This is a genomic window from uncultured Maribacter sp., from assembly GCF_963975365.1.
In the GTDB taxonomy this organism is placed as follows: domain Bacteria; phylum Bacteroidota; class Bacteroidia; order Flavobacteriales; family Flavobacteriaceae; genus Maribacter.
In genome coordinates this window covers 128,747-148,533 of record NZ_CAXBGF010000006.1, presented here as the reverse complement: position 1 = coordinate 148,533, position 19,787 = coordinate 128,747, and the positions used below count along the sequence as shown (strand labels likewise).

The 19,787-nt window shown below is 34.9% G+C and carries 17 protein-coding genes; 11 read left to right on the top strand and 6 right to left on the bottom strand.

The features are described from left to right. Positions 1 to 99: 99 nt before the first annotated feature. The 5 genes from AACZ49_RS09345 (at position 100) to AACZ49_RS09325 (ending at position 4,305) form a co-directional block, all read left to right on the top strand. Positions 100 to 1,050, top strand: a complete 951-nt coding sequence (locus AACZ49_RS09345; RefSeq protein WP_339653883.1) for a 2-oxoglutarate and iron-dependent oxygenase domain-containing protein — start codon at positions 100 to 102, stop codon at positions 1,048 to 1,050. 3 nt (positions 1,051 to 1,053) lie between these two features. Then, complete coding sequence (locus tag AACZ49_RS09340) at positions 1,054 to 1,386, top strand: translation initiation factor (protein ID WP_339653881.1); 333 nt, start codon at positions 1,054 to 1,056, stop codon at positions 1,384 to 1,386. A gap of 107 nt (positions 1,387 to 1,493) precedes the next feature. Further along, positions 1,494 to 2,426, top strand: coding sequence for a DUF1835 domain-containing protein (locus AACZ49_RS09335; RefSeq protein WP_339653879.1), 933 nt, complete (start codon positions 1,494 to 1,496; stop codon positions 2,424 to 2,426). 1 nt (position 2,427) lies between these two features. After that, positions 2,428 to 3,294 carry a nucleoside phosphorylase gene (locus AACZ49_RS09330; RefSeq protein WP_339653876.1) on the top strand — a complete coding sequence of 289 codons (867 nt, stop codon included), beginning with the start codon at positions 2,428 to 2,430 and terminating at the stop codon, positions 3,292 to 3,294. A 165-nt stretch (positions 3,295 to 3,459) separates the two neighbouring features. Beyond that, entirely contained in the window at positions 3,460 to 4,305 is an 846-nt protein-coding gene (locus AACZ49_RS09325; RefSeq protein WP_339653874.1) for a substrate-binding domain-containing protein, read from the top strand. A gap of 7 nt (positions 4,306 to 4,312) precedes the next feature. On the opposite strand, the gene AACZ49_RS09320 is transcribed toward AACZ49_RS09325, so the two are convergent. Both AACZ49_RS09320 and AACZ49_RS09315 read right to left on the bottom strand, forming a co-directional pair. Then, on the bottom strand, positions 4,313 to 4,735 hold the full coding sequence (locus AACZ49_RS09320) for a response regulator (protein WP_339653872.1): 423 nt from the start codon (positions 4,733 to 4,735) through the stop codon (positions 4,313 to 4,315). An 81-nt stretch (positions 4,736 to 4,816) separates the two neighbouring features. After that, positions 4,817 to 5,482 (bottom strand): uracil-DNA glycosylase, encoded by a 666-nt coding sequence (locus tag AACZ49_RS09315; RefSeq protein ID WP_339653869.1) that lies wholly within the window; start codon positions 5,480 to 5,482, stop codon positions 4,817 to 4,819. Between the two features lie 206 nt (positions 5,483 to 5,688). On the opposite strand from AACZ49_RS09315, the gene AACZ49_RS09310 reads away from it, so the two are divergent. Beyond that, complete coding sequence (locus AACZ49_RS09310; protein ID WP_339653866.1) at positions 5,689 to 7,860, top strand: DNA mismatch repair protein MutS; 2,172 nt, start codon at positions 5,689 to 5,691, stop codon at positions 7,858 to 7,860. Positions 7,861 to 8,049: 189 nt separating this feature from the next. Here AACZ49_RS09310 and AACZ49_RS09305 read toward each other — a convergent pair whose 3' ends face one another. Continuing rightward, positions 8,050 to 9,603, bottom strand: a complete 1,554-nt coding sequence (locus AACZ49_RS09305) for a thiol-activated cytolysin family protein (RefSeq protein WP_339653865.1) — start codon at positions 9,601 to 9,603, stop codon at positions 8,050 to 8,052. Between the two features lie 312 nt (positions 9,604 to 9,915). Between AACZ49_RS09305 and AACZ49_RS09300 the strand changes: the two genes are divergently transcribed. The 4 genes from AACZ49_RS09300 to AACZ49_RS09285 all read left to right on the top strand — a co-directional run bounded on the left by AACZ49_RS09300 (position 9,916) and on the right by AACZ49_RS09285 (position 13,112). Beyond that, a complete protein-coding gene (locus tag AACZ49_RS09300; RefSeq protein ID WP_339653864.1) occupies positions 9,916 to 11,817 on the top strand; it encodes a hypothetical protein in 1,902 nt (633 codons plus the stop codon). A gap of 40 nt (positions 11,818 to 11,857) precedes the next feature. Beyond that, positions 11,858 to 12,262, top strand: coding sequence for a DUF393 domain-containing protein (locus tag AACZ49_RS09295; protein ID WP_339653861.1), 405 nt, complete (start codon positions 11,858 to 11,860; stop codon positions 12,260 to 12,262). Between the two features lie 126 nt (positions 12,263 to 12,388). Beyond that, the gene (locus AACZ49_RS09290; RefSeq protein ID WP_339653859.1) at positions 12,389 to 12,622 is read left to right on the top strand and encodes a DUF1206 domain-containing protein; all 234 of its coding nucleotides are present in this window, start codon (positions 12,389 to 12,391) and stop codon (positions 12,620 to 12,622) included. Positions 12,623 to 12,740: 118 nt separating this feature from the next. Then, positions 12,741 to 13,112, top strand: a complete 372-nt coding sequence (locus AACZ49_RS09285; protein WP_339653857.1) for a hypothetical protein — start codon at positions 12,741 to 12,743, stop codon at positions 13,110 to 13,112. Positions 13,113 to 13,266: 154 nt separating this feature from the next. Here AACZ49_RS09285 and AACZ49_RS09280 read toward each other — a convergent pair whose 3' ends face one another. After that, positions 13,267 to 14,574: a dicarboxylate/amino acid:cation symporter gene (locus AACZ49_RS09280; protein ID WP_339653854.1), complete on the bottom strand. Its 1,308-nt coding sequence runs from the start codon at positions 14,572 to 14,574 to the stop codon at positions 13,267 to 13,269. A gap of 61 nt (positions 14,575 to 14,635) precedes the next feature. Beyond that, the gene (gene aroC, locus AACZ49_RS09275) at positions 14,636 to 15,700 is read right to left on the bottom strand and encodes a chorismate synthase (protein WP_339653851.1); all 1,065 of its coding nucleotides are present in this window, start codon (positions 15,698 to 15,700) and stop codon (positions 14,636 to 14,638) included. 227 nt (positions 15,701 to 15,927) lie between these two features. On the opposite strand from aroC, the gene AACZ49_RS09270 reads away from it, so the two are divergent. Continuing rightward, positions 15,928 to 16,788, top strand: coding sequence for a UDP-2,3-diacylglucosamine diphosphatase (locus AACZ49_RS09270; RefSeq protein ID WP_339653848.1), 861 nt, complete (start codon positions 15,928 to 15,930; stop codon positions 16,786 to 16,788). On the opposite strand, the gene AACZ49_RS09265 is transcribed toward AACZ49_RS09270, so the two are convergent. After that, a complete protein-coding gene (locus AACZ49_RS09265; protein ID WP_339653845.1) occupies positions 16,785 to 19,703 on the bottom strand; it encodes an FAD-linked oxidase C-terminal domain-containing protein in 2,919 nt (972 codons plus the stop codon). The two genes, AACZ49_RS09270 and AACZ49_RS09265, sit on opposite strands and share 4 nt — an antisense overlap. Positions 19,704 to 19,787: the final 84 nt, after the last annotated feature.

Below are 19,787 nucleotides of genomic sequence, written 5' to 3'. Positions count from 1 at the left end.
AAAATATAAATGTAACAAAAATGAGTTCAACTACTAACATTTATAACACTGCTTATTAATCCACAATAATTATTAATTTTACATTAAATCCATAAAAATATGAGTTTGGTACCTAGTGTTGATTTGTCAGATTTTCTTTCGGAAGATCCAAAAAGAAAACAAAAGTTTATTAATGAAATTGGTAAGGCCTTTGAAGAAATTGGTTTCGTTGCTTTAGGCGGACATTTTCTTTCGGACGAATTGGTTGATTCATTATATTCAGAAATTAAAAAATTTTTCAATTTACCTGAAGAGATAAAAGATGGGTATCAAATAGAAGGTATTGGTGGTCAACGTGGATATACTTCATTTGGAAAAGAACACGCCAAAGGCAGAAAAGAAGGAGATTTAAAAGAATTCTGGCATTTCGGACAGTATGTTGAGGATAATGACGCATTAGAAAAAGAATACCCAGACAATGTTATAGTCAAAGAACTTCCAAAATTTAACCAAGTAGGTAAAGAAACCTACAAAATGTTGGAAAAAACAGCAAAATACGTTTTACGAGCACTGGCATTGCATTTAAAATTGGATGAATTCTATTTTGATGATTTTATAAAAAATGGAAATTCAATCTTACGACCTATACACTACCCACCTATTATATCAGAACCTAAAAATGCAGTTAGGGCGGCAGCACATGGCGACATCAATTTAATAACTTTATTAATGGGTGCTCATGGTAAAGGACTACAAGTAAGGAACCATGATGGAGAATGGGTAGATGCCATTGCCAAACCTGATCAATTAATGATCAATGTAGGCGATATGCTTTCGCGTTTAACCAACAATAAGTTATTATCTACCATACATCAAGTGGTAAACCCTCCTAGAGAGCTTTGGGGCACTTCTAGATATTCCGTGCCATTTTTTATGCATCCGGTTAGTGAAATGCCACTTAACTGTTTAGAGAATTGTATTGATAAAGATCATCCTAAGTTATATACCGACATTACTGCAGGTGAATTTTTACATGAGCGATTAATTGAATTAGGATTGATAAAAGGATAGAAAATGGACTTACAAGATCAACTAAAAAATCTTTTTCCCAATCATGAACCGCAAGATGTTCCAACCGAAATGGAGAAAGATGAAAATAACATTTGGCTTCAAGACGACCCTATTATCTGCAAGTATGAAAAGCGTAAGGGAAAACCAATTACAATCTTAGAAGGATACACCGGTGCTGATGAAGATTTTAAGAAGTTGGCTAAAGAAATAAAGATGAAATTAAGTGTTGGTGGTAGTTTTAAAGATGATAAAATTATTATTCAAGGGGATTATCGCGATAAAATCATGACAATTTTAAAAGATAAAGGCTTCAAAGTTAAGCGTGTGGGTGGATAAAAAATTCTTTTAATTTATATGTTAACTTCTATTTGTTTTCTGTTAAATTATTTTATAACGTTGTTATAAATCTTATTTTTAATACAATCAAACTAAATCAGGCCGGTATGAGTTCTCTTTTACACATTACCAATGGTGATAATTTTACCCAACGTCTTCAAAAATTAAACCTCGATGGCGATGTAATCACATGGAACGAAATGCTATGTGAAGGTAGGACTCTACCAACCGTTGGGACAGAAACGTTTTGGAAAGCAAGATTCGACTTCCTTCATAAAAACTATAAAGTTTCAAAATCTTGGTTTATTGAAAAAACCTTAAAAGAATATAGGTCTTTGTGCAGTCATAAACAGCAAGACCATATTATTTTATGGTTTGAGTACGACCTTTTTTGTCAGGTAAACATGCTTGCCGTAATCAGTTGGTTATTAACGCATCGTAAATATGCTCAAATTTCCCTAGTTTGTAGCGGAAAAGAAGATGATTCAGATAAAATGTATAGTCTAAATGAGCTTACCGACGAACAATTATTGAATTTATACAAGAATAAAAAAGAATTAACACAAGATGATGCTGAATATGCCGACTATGTTTGGCAATTGTACTGCAGTAATAATCCTATACGTTTAGAGAATTTAACCGATTTTAAAGATTATCAGTTCGATTATTTAGGAGAAGCCGTAAAGTCGCATTTAAAAAGGTTTCCTAGCATTAGCAATGGTTTAAATGATATGGAAAATACCATTTTACGTTTGGCTCTTAACGAAAAGCCTAAGTCAAAAACAGAGTTCATGCAGATTATGTTAAAAAATCAAGGGAACTTAGGTTTTGGCGACACACAGTATGATAGGGCAATTACTCGTTTAAAGCCTTTAATAACTAGCTTTAATCCTGTCCGGTTGTCTAAAAAAGGAAAAGATATTTTAGAAGGTAAAACAAGTTATTATTCATGTATTCAAGATAATGATGTGTATTTAGGAGGTGCTTTGAAGTATAGTTTCCTTTATAACACCGATACGAACCGAATTTTAAAGCTATAGCATGCAATTAAGGCCTGCTGAGCTTATCATAAATGAAGATGGTAGCATATACCATCTTAACTTACTCCCACAAGACTTAGCCACTACCATTATTACTGTCGGTGATCCCGATAGGGTTAGCCAGGTTTCTGGTCATTTTGATAGTGTAGAAGTAAAAAAAGGCAAACGAGAATTTGTTACCCATACCGGACATAAGAACGGAAAAAGAATTTCGGTTATTTCTACTGGTATTGGGACTGATAATATCGATATCGTTTTAAATGAACTTGACGCTTTGGTCAATATTGATTTCAAGACCAGAACACTAAAAAAAAATCATACTCCATTAAAAATTGTTCGAATTGGTACGAGTGGTGCCATTCAAAAAGATATTCCGGTAGATTCATTTTTAATGAGCGAATATGCAATGGGTTTCGACGGACTTTTGCATTTCTATGAACATGAGAATATTAACAATGTTCAAATTGAAGATGCCTTTATTGCATATACTTCTTGGGATAAGAACAAAGCGAGGCCATATGTGACTTATTATTCTGAAAAATTAGGGAAAAAATTTAAAAACAATCGTATACGATTAGGCTTCACCGCAACAAACACAGGCTTCTACGGACCACAGCAGCGTCAATTAAGACTAAGGCCTAGTCAAATGGAATTGATGGAAAAATTATCGTCATTTAGTTTTGACGGTCTGTGTTTAACTAATTTAGAGATGGAAACGTCTGGTATATACGCCCTTTCTCAGCTATTAGGTCATGAGGCAGTTTCTATGAATTGTATTTTAGCCAATAGATCAACCGGTGAATTTTCAAATAATCCGACAAAGTCAGTCGACGAACTAATTAAATTCTGTCTAGATCGGTTGACTTAGTATGTTTTAAAAGTTAGTTTACCAGTCCATATGTTTACGGGAAGTACTATTAAAAAATAAAAGCTTTAGATTTGAATTCATCAAATAGAAAAGCGAACCCCAATAAAGAAATTACTCCAATTCAAAAACAATATATCTTTTACAACCACGATTAAAAAATAGTACATGAAAACCGTTAAAATTATTGGGGTCCCCGAACATTTCAATTTACCTTGGCATTTAGCCATAGAAGAAGGTGCTTTTGAAGAAAGAGGAATTGATTTAACTTGGACAGACATACCTGAAGGAACCGGTAAAATGTGTGAGCTTTTAAAAAGTCAAGAAACCGATTTAGCTATTATTCTTACCGAAGGAATTGTCAAAAGTATTACGGAAGGAAATAAAGTTAAAATTATTCAGGAATATATTGCTTCTCCCCTACTTTGGGGTATTCATGTAGACGCCAATAGCACCTATAAAACGCTTGAAGAACTAAAGGACACTACGGCAGCCATTAGTCGTTTTGGTAGCGGAAGTCACCTTATGGCTTATGTACAGGCGAAACAAATGGGTTGGAATACGGAAAAGTTGAAGTTCAATTTAGTAAACAACCTAAATGGAGCAATAGAAAGTCTAACCACCTCTAAATCAGACTATTTCATGTGGGAACGTTTTACGACTAAACCATTGGTTGATAGCGGCATATTTAGACATCTTGGAAATTGCCCAACACCATGGCCTTGCTTTGTATTGGTCGGAACCAATGATTTTCTATTCAAAAATAGAAGTTTAGTGAAGCATATTCAAGAGGTCATTAATACGTATACTGTAGAATTCAAACAAATACCTAGTATAGACCGCACATTGGCAAATCGTTATAAACAAAAATTAGAAGATATTCAAGAATGGTTACATTTAACACAATGGAGCCAACAACAGCTACTTGAGCATAAATTGGTTAAAGTTCAGGACACACTAAAAGAATTGAACTTGATTAATGGCTCTATTAAAACGACCGAAATATTATATTGATCTAATTTTAATCTAAACTAAAGTGCTTTTGAATCAACTCTTTAAAAGTATCATCTGATAAAGGTTTCTGCGAAAAGTCTGCTATAAATGGATTAGTAATGGCACGATCTTTATCATCTTGATTATCACTAATCGTAACAAGTACAATTGTAATTTGGTCTTTTAGTTTTTTTGGAACAAGGTCTTCATAGGCTTCAATAAATTGCCATCCATCCATAATCGGCATTCTTAAATCAAGCATAACCATACATGGCAATTCTAATTCTTCTTGACCTTTACCCAATATAAAATCTAATGCTTCCTGACCATTTAAGGCAGAATTTAAATTGACATCTAAATCAAGTTTATTTATGAAGATGGAATGCAGAAAGTTGCTTGCCTCATCGTCATCTACTAGTAAAATAGAATTCAACCTACTTAAATTGCTCATTTGTTTATTCTTAGTTATGATCGCTTTTAAAATGCTCAAATAAATTATACGCTAAAATTAGAGAAAAATTAAGTATTTAACTTACCAAATAATAGATTTATTGCCTGAACCATTCAATATTTTATTACAATTTGAAAAATGCTTGTTATTGAACCAATATCCACGGTTAGCACTTAAAGGCGAAGGATGCCCTGATGTTAAAATGTGATGTTTGTTTGAATCTATTAATTTTTCCTTTTTCTTAGCGAAACCTCCCCATAACATAAACACAATGTCTGTCCTTTTTTCAGATAATTTTGAAATAACTACATCTGTAAACTTCTCCCATCCTTTCTTTTGATGACTTCCTGGCTCATTCTCTCTAACCGTAAGTGTAGCATTTAACAAAAGTACGCCTTGGTCAGCCCATCTTTTTAAGTTTCCACTTTCGGGATAAGCAGCACCGATGTCGGACTGAATCTCCTTAAAAATATTGATTAATGAAGGTGGGTGCTTTATACCTTCTTGAACTGAAAAGCATAGACCATTAGCTTGGGTAGCACCATGGTATGGGTCTTGGCCTATAATAACCACCTTAGTTTTGTCAAAAGTGCTATGGTTAAAAGCAGAAAAAATATTTGAATAACTTGGGTAACACCTATGCTGTGCGTATTCTTGATTTACAAATTCAGTTAGTTTTATTATATATGGCTTATCAAATTCTTCCTGTAAATGTTGCTTCCAGCTAGGATGAATGTCTGTAGTCATAAAAATGATGATTTATGTTGAACATCACAAAACTACCAATTACTATCCTATTTGTTCATACTAAACCTTCTTTGGAAAATAAAAAGTTTCTAGTTTAAATAGAAATTACTTGTTTATAACATTGTCATGATTTCATATAATGTAGGCAATCTCGTTTTCCGCATATCGCAGCCAATCCGTACCTTTGCCGCTTATTTTAACAGAACGTGGCGAACATACACTACAAAACATTACAAGACCTTGAATTTCCTTCTGTATTAAAGCAAGTTTCTGCTCGCTGCCATACCGAGTTGGGAAAGGAAGCCGCATTAGAAATTGCTCCACTAATCAAAGAAGAACATATTAGATTAGAATTGGGCAAAACTGCTGAATATCTTTCATCACTTATCAGTGAGAATCGTATTCCAAATCATGGTTTTGACAGTATCAATGGCGACCTAAAGCTACTGAAAATTGAAAATACCACATTAGAACTTCAAGGCTTCAAACGTATTGCCAACATCTGTACGACCGTAGTGCAGCATCAAAAATTCTTTAAGAAATTCAAAGAATATTATCCATTGTTTTATGAATTTGCTTCCACTCTAGAACCTAATTCTGAAATACCAGATTTAATCAATAATGTAATTGACCGATTTGGTGAAGTAAAAGACAATGCTTCAGATAATCTATTTACCATTCGTCGACAGATAAATTTGGTGCGTGGAAAAATTAGTCAGAGTTTCGGTGCGGCTTTGAATACCTATCAAGCTTCCGATTATTTGGATGAAATTAGGGAGTCAGTAGTTGAAAACAGAAGGGTACTTGCAGTTAAGGCCATGTATCGTAAAAAGGTCAAAGGATCTGTGATGGGTACTTCAAAAACTGGCAGTATCGTTTACATTGAACCAGAAGCCGCTTTGAAGTATAGCCGTGAACTAAACAATTTGGAGTTCGATGAGAAAGAGGAAGTTCAACGAATACTAAAACAACTCACAAATCAAATTAGGCCATTTAGAAGCCTCTTAAGGGATTATCAAGATTATTTGACCCAAGTAGACATTACAGCGGCGAAAGCAAAATATGCGGAGGATATTGATGCTCTACTACCTAAAATCAACAACAACAGTAGACTTTATTTACGAGATGCCTACCACCCACTTCTATTTTTAAATAATAAGCGAAAGGGAGAAAAAACCTTCCCGCAGACTATAGAATTGCATCCAGAAAATAGGATTATTGTTATTTCCGGACCAAATGCAGGAGGTAAAAGTATTACCCTTAAAACAATAGGTCTTCTACAAGTCATGTTGCAAAGCGGGCTTTTAATTCCTGTTCACGAACGTAGCGAAGTATGTTTCTTTAAAAGGATTTTAACTGATATTGGTGATAATCAAAGTATTGAAAATCATTTAAGTACGTATAGTTATCGATTGAAGAACATGAACCAATTTTTAAAACGATGTGATGATCAAACATTGTTTTTAATTGATGAATTTGGCACCGGTAGTGACCCAGAATTAGGAGGCGCATTGGCCGAAGCTTTTTTAGAAGTATTTTATGAGCGAGGTTCTTATGGCGTAATTACTACCCACTATGCGAATCTTAAAGCACTTGCTAATGAGTTACCTCATGTAACCAATGCAAATATGCTTTTTGATGGAAAAACTCTTGAACCTACCTTTCAATTAATTCTAGGGCAAGCAGGTAGTTCCTTTACTTTTGAAGTTGCACAGAAGAATGGCATTCCCTACTCGCTTATTAATAAAGCCAAGAAGAAGATTGAACGCGGCAAAGTTCGTTTTGACGCTACGATAGCCAAATTGCAAAAAGAACGTAGCAAAATGGCGGAAACCGGTTCTAGATTGAAAGAAGAAGAGGATAAGGCTCGTGAAGAAGCTTCCCGTTTAGAAAAATTAAACGCGAAAGTCAAGTCGAAATTAGAGAATTACCAAGAATTGTACGACCACGACCAACGCATGATTCAATTAGGCAACAAAGTAAATGTTGTGGCAGATAAGTATTTTCAGGACAATAAGAAACGACCTCTGGTTTCGGAATTATTACGAATTGTTGAAACGGAAAATAGTAAACGAAAAAAGAAAACAGCTCATCAAGCGAAAGCTGAACGCACTAAAAAAGTTCAAGTAGCAAAAGAAGTTCAAAAAGAGGTAGCGGTAATTCGAGAAAAGAAAAAAGTCGAAAAGAAAAAAGCCATTTATAAAGAAAAGAATAAACCTCGACCCGTTTTTAACATCGGAGACCGTGTTCGTATGCTAGATGGTAAAGCTGTCGGTAGCATAGATTCTCTTGAAAAGGGTAAGGCGATTGTTAATTATGGAATCTTTACAACCAATGTAAGTGTCGACCAGTTAGAAATGGTAGAAAAAAAGAAATAACCTCATTAAGCTATTGATAAAAAGCTAATTACATGTAATCGTATACGATAATTACCAATATTAAACACTATATACTTATACTCTTTCATTCATCGAGAACCAATTTTTTTTTATAAAAACAGCCGGCATCAAGTTGTTGAACCCAACCTGAGCGGCCAGCTGCCATACACTAACTCCTACTTTATCTTTTTAATTACAAGAGACTGGGGTCAAATATATGCGGAATCCTTGCAAAATGCCATCATTGGTAATTTCAAAACATTTCTGTGAGCTTATATAGCCGTAACTTTTAGTATCTCCAAATTTGGTCCATACAAAAGCATCTTGAAACTGAAATTCCACCTTTACATCATGGGCTCCGTTTGGTGGGCTTATTACCTTTCGTTGCCCATTATTAACGGTTATATACCCTCCAACGGTAGTGTTATTACCGTTTTGGCTTTTGTAGATAAATCGAAATCTAACGTCAAAAATAGAATTATTATCTACATCTAAACTTTCATGATCATATGCATAGGTACTACAAGTCTCCAATCTATAATCGGTATTATACCCCATCTTTGCAATCCTATTGTCTTTCAAATATTTAACGGTATATGCTATAGGGGCACCAGGGTTTTCCCTACTGTACAAAGCCCCTTCTGATATAACATAATTGAGTCCCCCAGATTCAGCAACATCACTACCAGTAATTACTTTTGAAGCGATTTCGGCATTGCCACCAATAGTAACAACGTTTATCGTCGATTTCTCCAAGATAGATTTATACTTCGCTTCAACAGAAGCCTCAACATCTTTGCCAATACTTGCATACTCCAACGCCGCATCTAATTCTACACTAGTTTCTGTGCTAGTGGTTTCCATACGCACCATGATTATTCTACCATATTGCACAGAACTAACGTAGGCAGGCGGTATCGATGAGTTCATAGCAGATTTTACTTTAGACAAATCTACCTGTGCTCCAAAAACCTCTGCAGGTGTTTCTGGGGTTTCCATAACTATTTCATAAAAAACTTGACGATATAAAATAGCGGCGACTCTCTTGGTTGTGGTATTATCATAACTGAACTGAGATTCAAAAGAAGAACCTGATGCCCATTCAACACCCACTCCCAAATCCAAACTCATTTGCTGTGAAGAATAGGCTGTCGTAGATTCATAAAATGCATTGGAGGCTATTTCATACCCTTGTGGAGCTATTTCTTGGTTCCAATATTCCAATCCATCATCTATCGCCGTTTGTACATTAGTGAATGTAGGATTGTCCACCATTAAAGTTCCTCTTTCCCCAATTCCTGGAAGGTCTAAACGTAATTTCATAGGCGCTCTCTGAATCTGTAATGGTTCTGGAGCACCATCTAACATTTCCGTATTTCCAATAACTAAAGCTCCGGGGTAGACCACACCCAAAGTCGGATCAAAAATTGCCACATCTTCAAAATTAGAACGGATACTATAATCGTTCGTTCTACATTCCTCAACAGATCCCAAATCTGTGTCTTTCACAGGATTTCCTTCTTTAACATTCTTTCCAGTATTTGATTGGACGTTCAATAAATTGTCAGGATCATAGGAAAGGTTGGTCAAGTAGGTATTAATACTATCTGCTTCTACCCCTGTTATCGATTTGTTGTCCAAAACAGGATCAATACTATCCTTTCCACAAGAAGCCATTAGTACAGTTATGATTAGAGCATAACCCGTTTTTGATAAATTAATTTTTTGCATGAATGTTTTCATAATTTCTTGGTTTTATAGATTCAACACTTTAAAACTATCTAGCAATCAACTGCTTATCAAATTTTGTCCATGGACAAACTATGGACAAGTACATCAAAATTCCTAACATTTAGAAATGGACAATACTATTATTTATACATACACTAAATCTCGGTAAGACCAATTAGAATGGGACTTCCCTTCATTTTTGCATAAACAAAAGCGTTCAAGATATTATGGACTTGGTATGGACAACAAGGTTTTAGTTCAATTCTTACCTTTTTTAAAAAATGCATAATCCTTATCTTGAGTTAGTTATCTAAATCAAGTTTTATGAAACCAACCCAATTCACCATATTATTACTAGTATTTTCTGGTATATGGTTACAAGCTCAGGATAGACAAAAAGAGCTAGATAGTCTAATTCAACATGCCGCATCGCTACCTGAAAATACCATGAAAGCTAAAGTGTTATCTAGAATACATGAGAGAATGATGTTTATGGATAATGAAAAAGCTTTCATTTACGCCAAACAAGCTCAAAATCTATCGCGAAAAATCGGATATAAAAAAGGGGTAGCTAATGGTTACTTACAGTTCGGAAATTATTACTACAACCAATCTAAAAATGATTCAGCATCATTTTATCACAACCTAGCACTCAAAGAATTTAGGAGTTTAAATTCTGTCAAAGGCCAAATATTTGCACTACACTCACTGAGTACCATTGAAAGGGAAAAAGGTGAATATGATAATGCTATCCGCCTAACCAATTCCATTTTGGACATGTATACCGATGAAAATCGAAAAAATTCAGATTTAAGAGATTTTGACCTAAGAGGCTCTGAGTATGAAGTATTGGGAGGTATATATTTTGAAAAAGGAAATTATAGGATTTCCCTAGAAAATACGTTAAAAGCTTTGCGCTTTTTTGAAGATATTGGCGATATGGTTAGAAAGGGAGATGCATTAAAGCAATTGGCCGATATTGAATATCAATTAGGAAATTATAAAACGAGCCTCGATTATGCTCTGGGGGCTAAAGCAATTTATAAAGAAAATAATGACAAAATTTATTCTAGTTATGCTGCTAACGCTGCCGGTTTAGCGGCTGAGCAGATGAACAATTTAACTCTTGCTCGCAACTTGCTAAAAGAATCGATTCAATTAGCAAGAGAAATGAATATACGTTCTATGATTTCCCAAAATCTCAATGCATTAGCCAGACTCGATTATAACGAAAATAATTTTAAAAGCGCAGAAATCTATTTAGTAGAGTCTATACAAATAGCCAAAACGGAGGACATAAAGTTTGATTTAACCGAAGCTCTTAAGGAAATGGCAAACCTGAATACAGCCAAAAATAATTTCACTGTTGCATTAAAGAATATTAATGATGTTATACAAATTGCAAGGAATATAGAGGCAGTGCCGACATTGAGGGATGCTCTAATGATTAGAGCAACCATTAGAAATAAGTTAAATTATGGTGATTTAGCTTATCAGGATTTAAAGGAATTTCAAACACTTCATGACAGTTTATTTAATGAGAAAAAGACACAACAAATTGAAGAGCTAAAAACAATCTACGAAATTGAAAAAAAAGAAGCCGAAATTACCTTGCAACAAGAGGAAATTAAAACTTTAAATGAAAAGGCCAAAGTAGACAAATTGACCAAATGGCTTTATGCTGGTGGTATGGTCTCAGCACTTACCTTGTTTGTGCTTTCTGTTTTTGGATTTCGTCAGCGAATGAAGAAGAATCGTATCGCTAGGGAAAAACAAGAGGAAATCTACAAGCAGAAAATTGAACATAAACAAAAGGAACTTGCAAGTCAGACACTCCATCTAGTACAGAAAAACACCTTTATCCAAGAACTGATGGAAAATTTGGAAAACATTAAAAACTCGCCTGAGAAGTTTAAAATGGAATTTCGTCGTATTGTAATGCTCTTGAAAAAGGAAAATGCCTCAGATAAGGATTGGGAAATTTTTAAAACATACTTTGCCGATGTTCATAACGACTTCGATCAAAAATTAAAAACGTTGTATGCAGATATCTCAGAAAAAGAGATAAGGTTGGCGGCGTTTTTACGTATGCATTTGACCACCAAAGAAATAGCTGCGACATTAAATGTTTTACCTGATAGTATTCTTAAGTCTAAATATCGTCTAAAGAAGAAATTAGGTCTAGATAAAGAGACTGATTTAACCAGTTTCTTAAATACATTATAAAATTGCAAGTTTTAATTCAGACCCATTGTATCTTTAATCCGTGGAAAACTATAAGAAAATAATTCTTTTTGATGGCGTTTGTAATCTATGCAACACTTCTGTTCAATTTGTCATTAAAAAAGATAAAGAAGATTTATTTCGATTTACTGCCTTACAAAGTGACACCGGTAAAAAGCTTCTAACCGAAAGAAATATTGACATAGCAAATATTGATTCCATAATTTTGATAGAGCCCAATGTTGCTTATTACACCAAATCTACCGCTGCCTTAGAAATAGGTAAAAATTTAAAAGGCCTAAAGACTCTCTCCTCTATTTTATTATGGCTCCCAGAGTCCATAAGAGATATCGTATACGATTTTGTGGCGAAGAACCGCTATAAATGGTATGGTAAAAAAGATTCTTGCATGATACCTACCGAAGAATTAAAAAATAAATTTATTTAAGATTGCCGAAGTATTGTGTTTGTGTATTTATTTTAACACAATACTTAATACTTTTATCGCTAAGCATCATTACACCTTTTAACATAAAATTAATGGTATATATTATCAACTAGTACCTCTTAAACGTTGAATAATATAGACCAAAAATTCAGGAAACTTGCTGTTTTAAGATATACTTCTAAAGGTATAGTTTATACCCTAACCGGTTTTTTAGCCTTTTTTAGCACCTTTAATATGGGTGGACAAAAAGCAGGTAAATTAGAAGTTATAGATTATTTGGAAAATCAACCACTAGGTAATATTTTAGTTTTTACTTTAGGAATTGGACTTATCCGCTATTTCGATTTGAAAAATATTTGAGAGCTCAAAGGATTCAGACAAGGTTGGTAATGACGGAAAAGGGACAATCAAAAGAATCGGTTTTTTTATAGGCGGTTGTGTTTATGGATTTATTGGATTGATGTCTATTATCGATGTCTTGAACTTAATTACATTATTTAAGTCAGGCAACAGCACCACCAATTCCTTATTGACAAGAACCACCGGAACACTAATATTCATTGTGATAGGTATTAGACTGGCTGGAAAAGGAATCTATCAATTTATAAAGGTTTACCAAGGTGATTTTCTCCAAAAGTTTAATATAAAATCCAAGGCAACTATAGCCAACAGAAAATATATCGAACGAATAGAATATTCAAGTTTAATTTCACGAGGGCTCGTTACTACTATTATTTCATACTTTTTCCTCTCTGCAGGGCTAACCTTAAATAAAGCAACGTCATCATCAAACAATATAAAAGGAACAGCTGAGGCCTTTTCATTCATTCAAGAAACAGCAGATTATTAAGCCTTGTAGCCACTGGTTTAATCTGCTATGGCCTTTTTATGTTTACCACTGCAGCATACCGAAAATTTGAAACTTAGCCTTAAGTAATATTTTAAAATAGGTTTAAACCAGTAATTAGATTCATTTCTTAAAAATGAATCTAAAACCCCTATTACTAGGCTGACTTATTATAATTATCATCCCAATTCTTTACTTTGGGAATCCCCAACTTACCAACAGATTTAGCCACCATCATAGAAACTGTAGCATCTCCCGAAACATTAATTACGGTACGACACATATCCAATGGTCTGTCAACGGCAAAAATCAATGCCAATCCTGCTTCCGGAATTCCTGCTTGCGCTAGCACTATCACCAACATAACCATTCCAGCACCGGGCACTGCAGCACTACCAATAGATGCTAAAGTTGCTGTTACAATTATCCCCAATTGGGCAGATAAACTTAAATCCATTCCAAAAGCTTGCGCAATAAAAACTGCAGCAACCGCTTGGTATAAGCTGGTACCGTCCATATTTATGGTAGCACCAATTGGAAGCACAAAACTTGTCACCTCTTCGTCTACACCTAAATGCTCTTCTACCCGCTCCATAGTAACCGGAAGCGTTGCTGCACTTGAACTTGTTGAGAAAGCAAGTAATTGAGCTGGAGACATCCCTTTCATAAATGTGTTAGGCGAGGTTTTTGTAAAAACCCAAACCAACAATAGATACACTCCTAACATTAAAGTCAAGCCAAGAATTACACAGAAAGCATACCAAGCCAAAGCTTTGAATAAATCTAAACTTGGAGATTCTACCACCAATGCAGCCAATAAAGCAAATACACCAAAAGGAGCTGCCAACATTATAAGGTCGATGAGTTTTAAAATAACTTCATTAAAACCATCAAAAAATTTCTTAACTGGCGAAGCTTGTTCTTCCGATATGAGAATTAGACCAATACCAAAAAATATAGCAAAAAAGATTACCTGCAGCATATTTCCATTGTCTGAAGCTGCCTGAAAAATATTACTAGGCACTAAATCTTCCAACGCCTGCAACGGTCCAGATTCCTTTTGTTTATCAGCTTTAGATTTTATCGCTTCGGCATCACCCTTATAATTTTCTACTAATTCGGTTCGGGTTTCTTCACTTATTGAAGCACCTGGCTTAACTATATTTACAACTCCCAACCCAATGGTAACTGCAACTACGGTTGTAGCTATATAAATCCCAATGGTACGACCACCCATTTTAGAAAGCTTTGAAATGTCCTTTAAATCAGATACTCCTTTTATCAAGGAGGCCAATATCAATGGAACGGCAATAAGTTTTAAGGAGTTAATGAAAATATTGCCAAAAGGCTTGATCCAATCAGAAATAAATTTAGGACCCCATTCTAGTTGAACCATCGCCATAGCAAATAGAACACCTGCCAACATACCAATTAGAATTTGCCAATGCAACTCAAGCTTCCTCATATAACATATAGTTTAGGGAAGTAAGATAGTATTTTGATAGGAAAAGTACTAGGAAGAAACCTTATAATTTAATGGTTCTATTTAATAAGGCGTAGTCCGCCAAAACCATAGCGGTCATTGCTTCTACGATAGGCACAGCTCTTGGCACCACACATGGATCATGCCTACCCTTACCTTGAGCCTGAACTTTATTACCTTCTTTATCTATGGTTTCATAACCTTGTATGACAGTAGCTACAGGTTTAAACGCAACATTGAAATAGATATCCATTCCATTACTTATACCGCCTTGTATTCCTCCGCTGTAGTTGGTTTTAGTAGAACCGTCGCTATTAAATTGGTCATTATGGTCACTGCCTTTCATTTTCACACCCTCGAATCCACTGCCATATTCAAAACCCTTGACTGCATTTATAGATAGCATTGCTTTTCCCAATTCGGCATGAAGTTTATCGAATACAGGCTCTCCTAAACCAATTGGTACATTTTTGGCAACACACGTAATAATACCTCCAATAGTATCACCTTCTTTTTTGATAGACTTAATATATTCCTCCATCTTCATCGCCATTTCTGGGTCGGGACACCGAACTGCATTCGTTTCCGTTAAGCTCAAATCTAAATCCTTATAATTTATATCTAGCTTCATATTTCCAACTTGAGATACAAATGCTTGTATTTCGATACCTTTTAAAAACTGCTTTGCAATGGCACCGGCTACAACCCTACTAGCTGTTTCTCTTGCTGAACTCCTACCCCCACCACGATAATCTCTAAAACCATACTTTTGGTCATAAACATAATCGGCATGAGAAGGTCTATAAGAATCTTTAATATGACCATAATCTTTAGATTTTTGATTGGTATTATGTATGGCGAATCCAATAGGAGTACCTGTTGTCTTGCCCTCAAAGATCCCAGAGAAAAATTCAACTTCATCAGGTTCCTTTCGTTGCGTAACAATTGCTGATTGGCCTGGCTTACGACGATCTAAATCGTGTTGAATGGCTTCTAAGTCCAAATCAATTCCCGACGGACAACCGTCAATCACTCCACCAATTGCCTTTCCGTGAGATTCTCCAAAAGTGCTTACTCTAAATATGGTTCCAAAGGTATTTCCGGCCATTATATGTACTTTCTTAATTAGTTGTTACTGCTTGCAATACTTATTTTATAGCAGGATTCAAAGGTAAATGTTAAATGCATGAAAGAAAAATTTTAAAAGTGCTTAATATGCTGATAACCTTTAACAATTGTGATAATACTAAATTAACCTAATGATGATGGATTATTGACCTCAATATTAAGTGATAAATCATTTGCTAGATTTAATTTTGTCTCAAAATCACGCCTTTGAAAAAACGCCGTCTTGAAATTGTAGTCCTTTCTGATGTGCATTTAGGCTCTTATGCCTGTCATGCAGAAGAACTACTTACCTATTTATCTAGTATCGACCCAAAAATCTTAATTCTAAATGGCGACATACTTGATTCAAAAAAGATGCGTAATAATTACTTTCCTCCATCACATTTAAAAGTGGTCAAGAAAATTTTTGATATCGCTTCAAAAGGCACCATAGTTCACTTTATTACAGGTAACCGTGATGAACCTTTTCGTAAAATTGACAGCATTTATATGGGGGCAATTAATATTTCCAATCGCCTTATCTTAAAACTAAACGGAAAGAACACCTTATTTTTTCATGGAGACATTTTTGATTTCTCATTTCGACACTCACATTGGCTTCTAAATCTTGGTAGCCCAGGGTTCGATGCGCTACTTAGGCTTTCTAAACTAAAAACAAAAACACTTGGTATATTTGGAAAGAAAAACAAACCTTTTGCAAATTCTCAATTAGAGCACGGAGAACGTGACCCGATACAGATTGCTCGATTTGAACAAAATGTTGCCAAAATGGCTATAGCACAGCATTACGACCATGTGGTATGCGGACACAGCCATTACCCGAACAAACAAGTTATTGCAACCAAAAAAGGTGAATGCCTTTATTTAAACTCTGGTGATTGGGTAAAACATATGACGGCTTTAGAATATTCTTTTAAACGTTGGAAACTCTATCGATACGAAAATGATAAGCTAGCTTCATTTTACATGGATGAAGATCTTAAATCAATGGATATGAATGAGCTCATTGCTTCAATTACATATCGAAAATCTAAAGAAACACAAGATGAAGGTGAAGCCGATATTTAATTTATCAATGCTTCTTTTAAAATACTTACCGGATGTTTTGCTATTCTTTTTGTACCATCGAATATTTGATGTCTACAACTTGTACCGTTTGCAGCGATTATAGTTGTGGAGGCAGATTTTGAAACAGCCGGAAACAATTTTAATTCTCCTATTTTCATACTTGTTTCATAATGCTCTTCTTCATAACCAAAAGATCCTGCCATGCCACAACATCCAGAAGGAATTATGGATACCTTATAATTTACAGGAAGATTTAAAACATCAAAAGTTACTTTTTGATTACTCAATGCTTTTTGATGACAGTGATTATGAATTTTTATTTCCTTAGTCTCATTGGTAAATTCTGTTGCACTCAAACGTCCTTCTAAGATTTCCTTTGCCAAAAACTCTTCAATTAAAAATGAATGGTCTGCAATTTTTTGAGCTATCTCTTTATCTGCTGTCATACGTTTGTATTCATCCCTAAACGAAAGAATCGCTGACGGCTCTAAACCTAAAATTGGCAATCCCAAGTCAGCAAATTTCTTTAACTCTTTCGTGTTCTTAACTGCCAACTTCTGCGCTTGTTTCAAAAACCCTTTAGAAAGAAATGTTCGTCCACTTTCAGCAAAATATAATTCAACTTCATAACCCAAAGAAACCAATAATTCTATAGCATCTTTACCAACTTCTACATCTAAATATCTTGTAAATTCATCAATAAACAAAACCACCTTATTTTTTTTCTTAATATCCTTATTATAAGAATTATGAAGGTGCTTATTGAAATTAAAGCTATAAACCTTAGGTAAACTTCTTTCTTTAGCTACTCCGCTTGCTTTTTTTAGCAAACCACCTAATAATTTAGATTCATAAACGGCATTGGTAAGACCAGAAACTTTACTGCCTAATCCATTTAGCTTGGTGTTATAAGCAAATAATTTTCCTCGTAATGGGTACCCGTTCGTTTCTTGGTATTGATATAAAAATTCAGCTTTTAAAGTTGCTACATCTACATTACTAGGGCATTCGCTAGCACATGCTTTACAGCTAAGACATAAATCAAACGCCTCTTTTATTTCCGGGCTATCGAATTCGTTTTTCGAGATACTTATAGGGTTCGTTAAAAATTCTCGTAATGCGTTCGCTCGACCACGTGTGGTATCTTTTTCGTTTTTTGTGGCATGGTAACTTGGACACATGCCACCACTCATATGGTGTGTTTTTCTACAATCGCCACTTCCATTGCACTTTTCAGCCGCTTTTAAAATCCCTTCACTGTCAGAAAAATCTAAAAATGTTTTTATCTCTGGTTCTACGCGGTCAACTTCATATCTAAACGACTTATCCATTGGGTAAGCATCTACAATTTTACCTGGGTTGAAAATACCTTGTGGGTCAAAGTAAGATTTAATTCTTCTTAGAAGTTGATAGTTCTTATCCCCTATCATTAATGGAATAAATTCCGCACGAACAATACCATCACCATGTTCACCACTAAAAGAGCCTCTATATTTTTTTGTAAGTTTAGCTACATCAGTGGTAATGTTCCTAAATAAAGCGACATCAGAAGATTTTTTTAGATTAAGTATAGGTCTCAAATGCAATTCACCGGCACCAGCGTGCGCGTAATACACAGCCTTTTGGTCATACCCCTTCATGATTAAGGTAAACTCAGCAATAAACTCCTTTAAATCGGTTAATGCCACCGCAGTATCTTCTATGCATGCTACTGCTTTCATATCACCAACAATATTCCCCAAAAGTCCTAATCCGGCTTTACGAAGCTCAATGGCTTTAGCAATGTCATCACCTACCAAAGTTGCATTTGCATAGCTTAAACCAGAATCTTCAACTGTATTAATTAATGAAGCAATTTCCTTTTCCAGTTCCTTCTCGCTATGTGCGTTAATTTGCAGCATCAATAAAGCCTCTGGATCACCTTCTACGAAAAAGCGATTAGCCATTTGCGCTCTGTTATTCTTAGTACAATCTAGAATTACCTTATCCATCATTTCACACAATTGCAGAGGATGTTCCATTACAGGAACAACATCCATCAAACAATCTTCCAACGAAGTATAATGAGTGACCACCATTGCAGAATATACAGGTGGTAATTCATCTAATTGTAGGGTAATTTCTGTCGTGAATGCTAAAGTGCCTTCGCTACCACACAGCAATTCTGCCATGTTAAAATATGGTTGTTCCCCTCCAAAAAGTTCAGCTTTCAACAATTCGTCAACCGCATAACCAGTATTTCTTCTATGTATTTCTGGCTTAGGGAAATTATCAGTAATTTCTTTAGCTATCTCTTTATTATTTAATTCTTTATAAACACTATTATAAAGTGATGATTCAAATGTATTATCCTGTTGTTTTTGTTGGAATTGTTCTTTAGAAACACGACCAAATTCGGCCTCACTACCATCTGCCAAAATTGTTTTAAGCGAAATAACTTTATCCCTGGTTACCCCATATTGTATCGATGTAGTTCCGGAAGAATTATTACCCACCATACCACCAATCATACATCTATTTGAAGTTGACGTATTAGGACCGAAAAACAATCCGAAAGGTTTTAAATATTGATTCAGTTCATCTCTAATTACACCTGGCTGCACTGTTACCTGCTTCTTTACTTCATCTATACTAATAATTTCAGTAAAGTGCTTAGAAACATCCACAACCAAACCATCACCTACGCACTGCCCCGCTAATGATGTACCGGCTGTTCTTGGTATCAATCCTATTTGATGCTCTTTAGCAAATAGGACGATTTTTTTTATATCAAATACTGTTTTCGGAAAAGCCACACCAACAGGTATTTTTCGATAAACGGAAGCATCTGTAGCGTAGAGTCCCTTTGTTAGATCATCATATTGTAATTCCCCTTCTAAATCTTGTTGTAACTTTGACAGTAAATTATTTTTCAATGTAGCACAATTTTGACCGCTAATTTAAGTTTTATTGTGTGAGCTACATTACAAATAAGCTCATTTTTCATCACAAAAATCATG

Excerpts from the sequence above, each read along its gene's own strand:
- AACZ49_RS09345 (WP_339653883.1), top strand. The coding sequence starts at position 100 with ATGAGTTTGGTACCTAGTGTTGATTTGTCAGATTTTCTTTCGGAAGAT.
- AACZ49_RS09340 (WP_339653881.1), top strand. The coding sequence starts at position 1,054 with ATGGACTTACAAGATCAACTAAAAAATCTTTTTCCCAATCATGAACCG.
- AACZ49_RS09335 (WP_339653879.1), top strand. The coding sequence starts at position 1,494 with ATGAGTTCTCTTTTACACATTACCAATGGTGATAATTTTACCCAACGT.
- AACZ49_RS09330 (WP_339653876.1), top strand. The coding sequence starts at position 2,428 with ATGCAATTAAGGCCTGCTGAGCTTATCATAAATGAAGATGGTAGCATA.
- AACZ49_RS09325 (WP_339653874.1), top strand. The coding sequence starts at position 3,460 with ATGAAAACCGTTAAAATTATTGGGGTCCCCGAACATTTCAATTTACCT.
- AACZ49_RS09320 (WP_339653872.1), bottom strand. The coding sequence starts at position 4,735 with ATGAGCAATTTAAGTAGGTTGAATTCTATTTTACTAGTAGATGACGAT.
- AACZ49_RS09315 (WP_339653869.1), bottom strand. The coding sequence starts at position 5,482 with ATGACTACAGACATTCATCCTAGCTGGAAGCAACATTTACAGGAAGAA.
- AACZ49_RS09305 (WP_339653865.1), bottom strand. The coding sequence starts at position 9,603 with ATGAAAACATTCATGCAAAAAATTAATTTATCAAAAACGGGTTATGCT.
- AACZ49_RS09300 (WP_339653864.1), top strand. The coding sequence starts at position 9,916 with ATGAAACCAACCCAATTCACCATATTATTACTAGTATTTTCTGGTATA.
- AACZ49_RS09280 (WP_339653854.1), bottom strand. The coding sequence starts at position 14,574 with ATGAGGAAGCTTGAGTTGCATTGGCAAATTCTAATTGGTATGTTGGCA.
- aroC (WP_339653851.1), bottom strand. The coding sequence starts at position 15,700 with ATGGCCGGAAATACCTTTGGAACCATATTTAGAGTAAGCACTTTTGGA.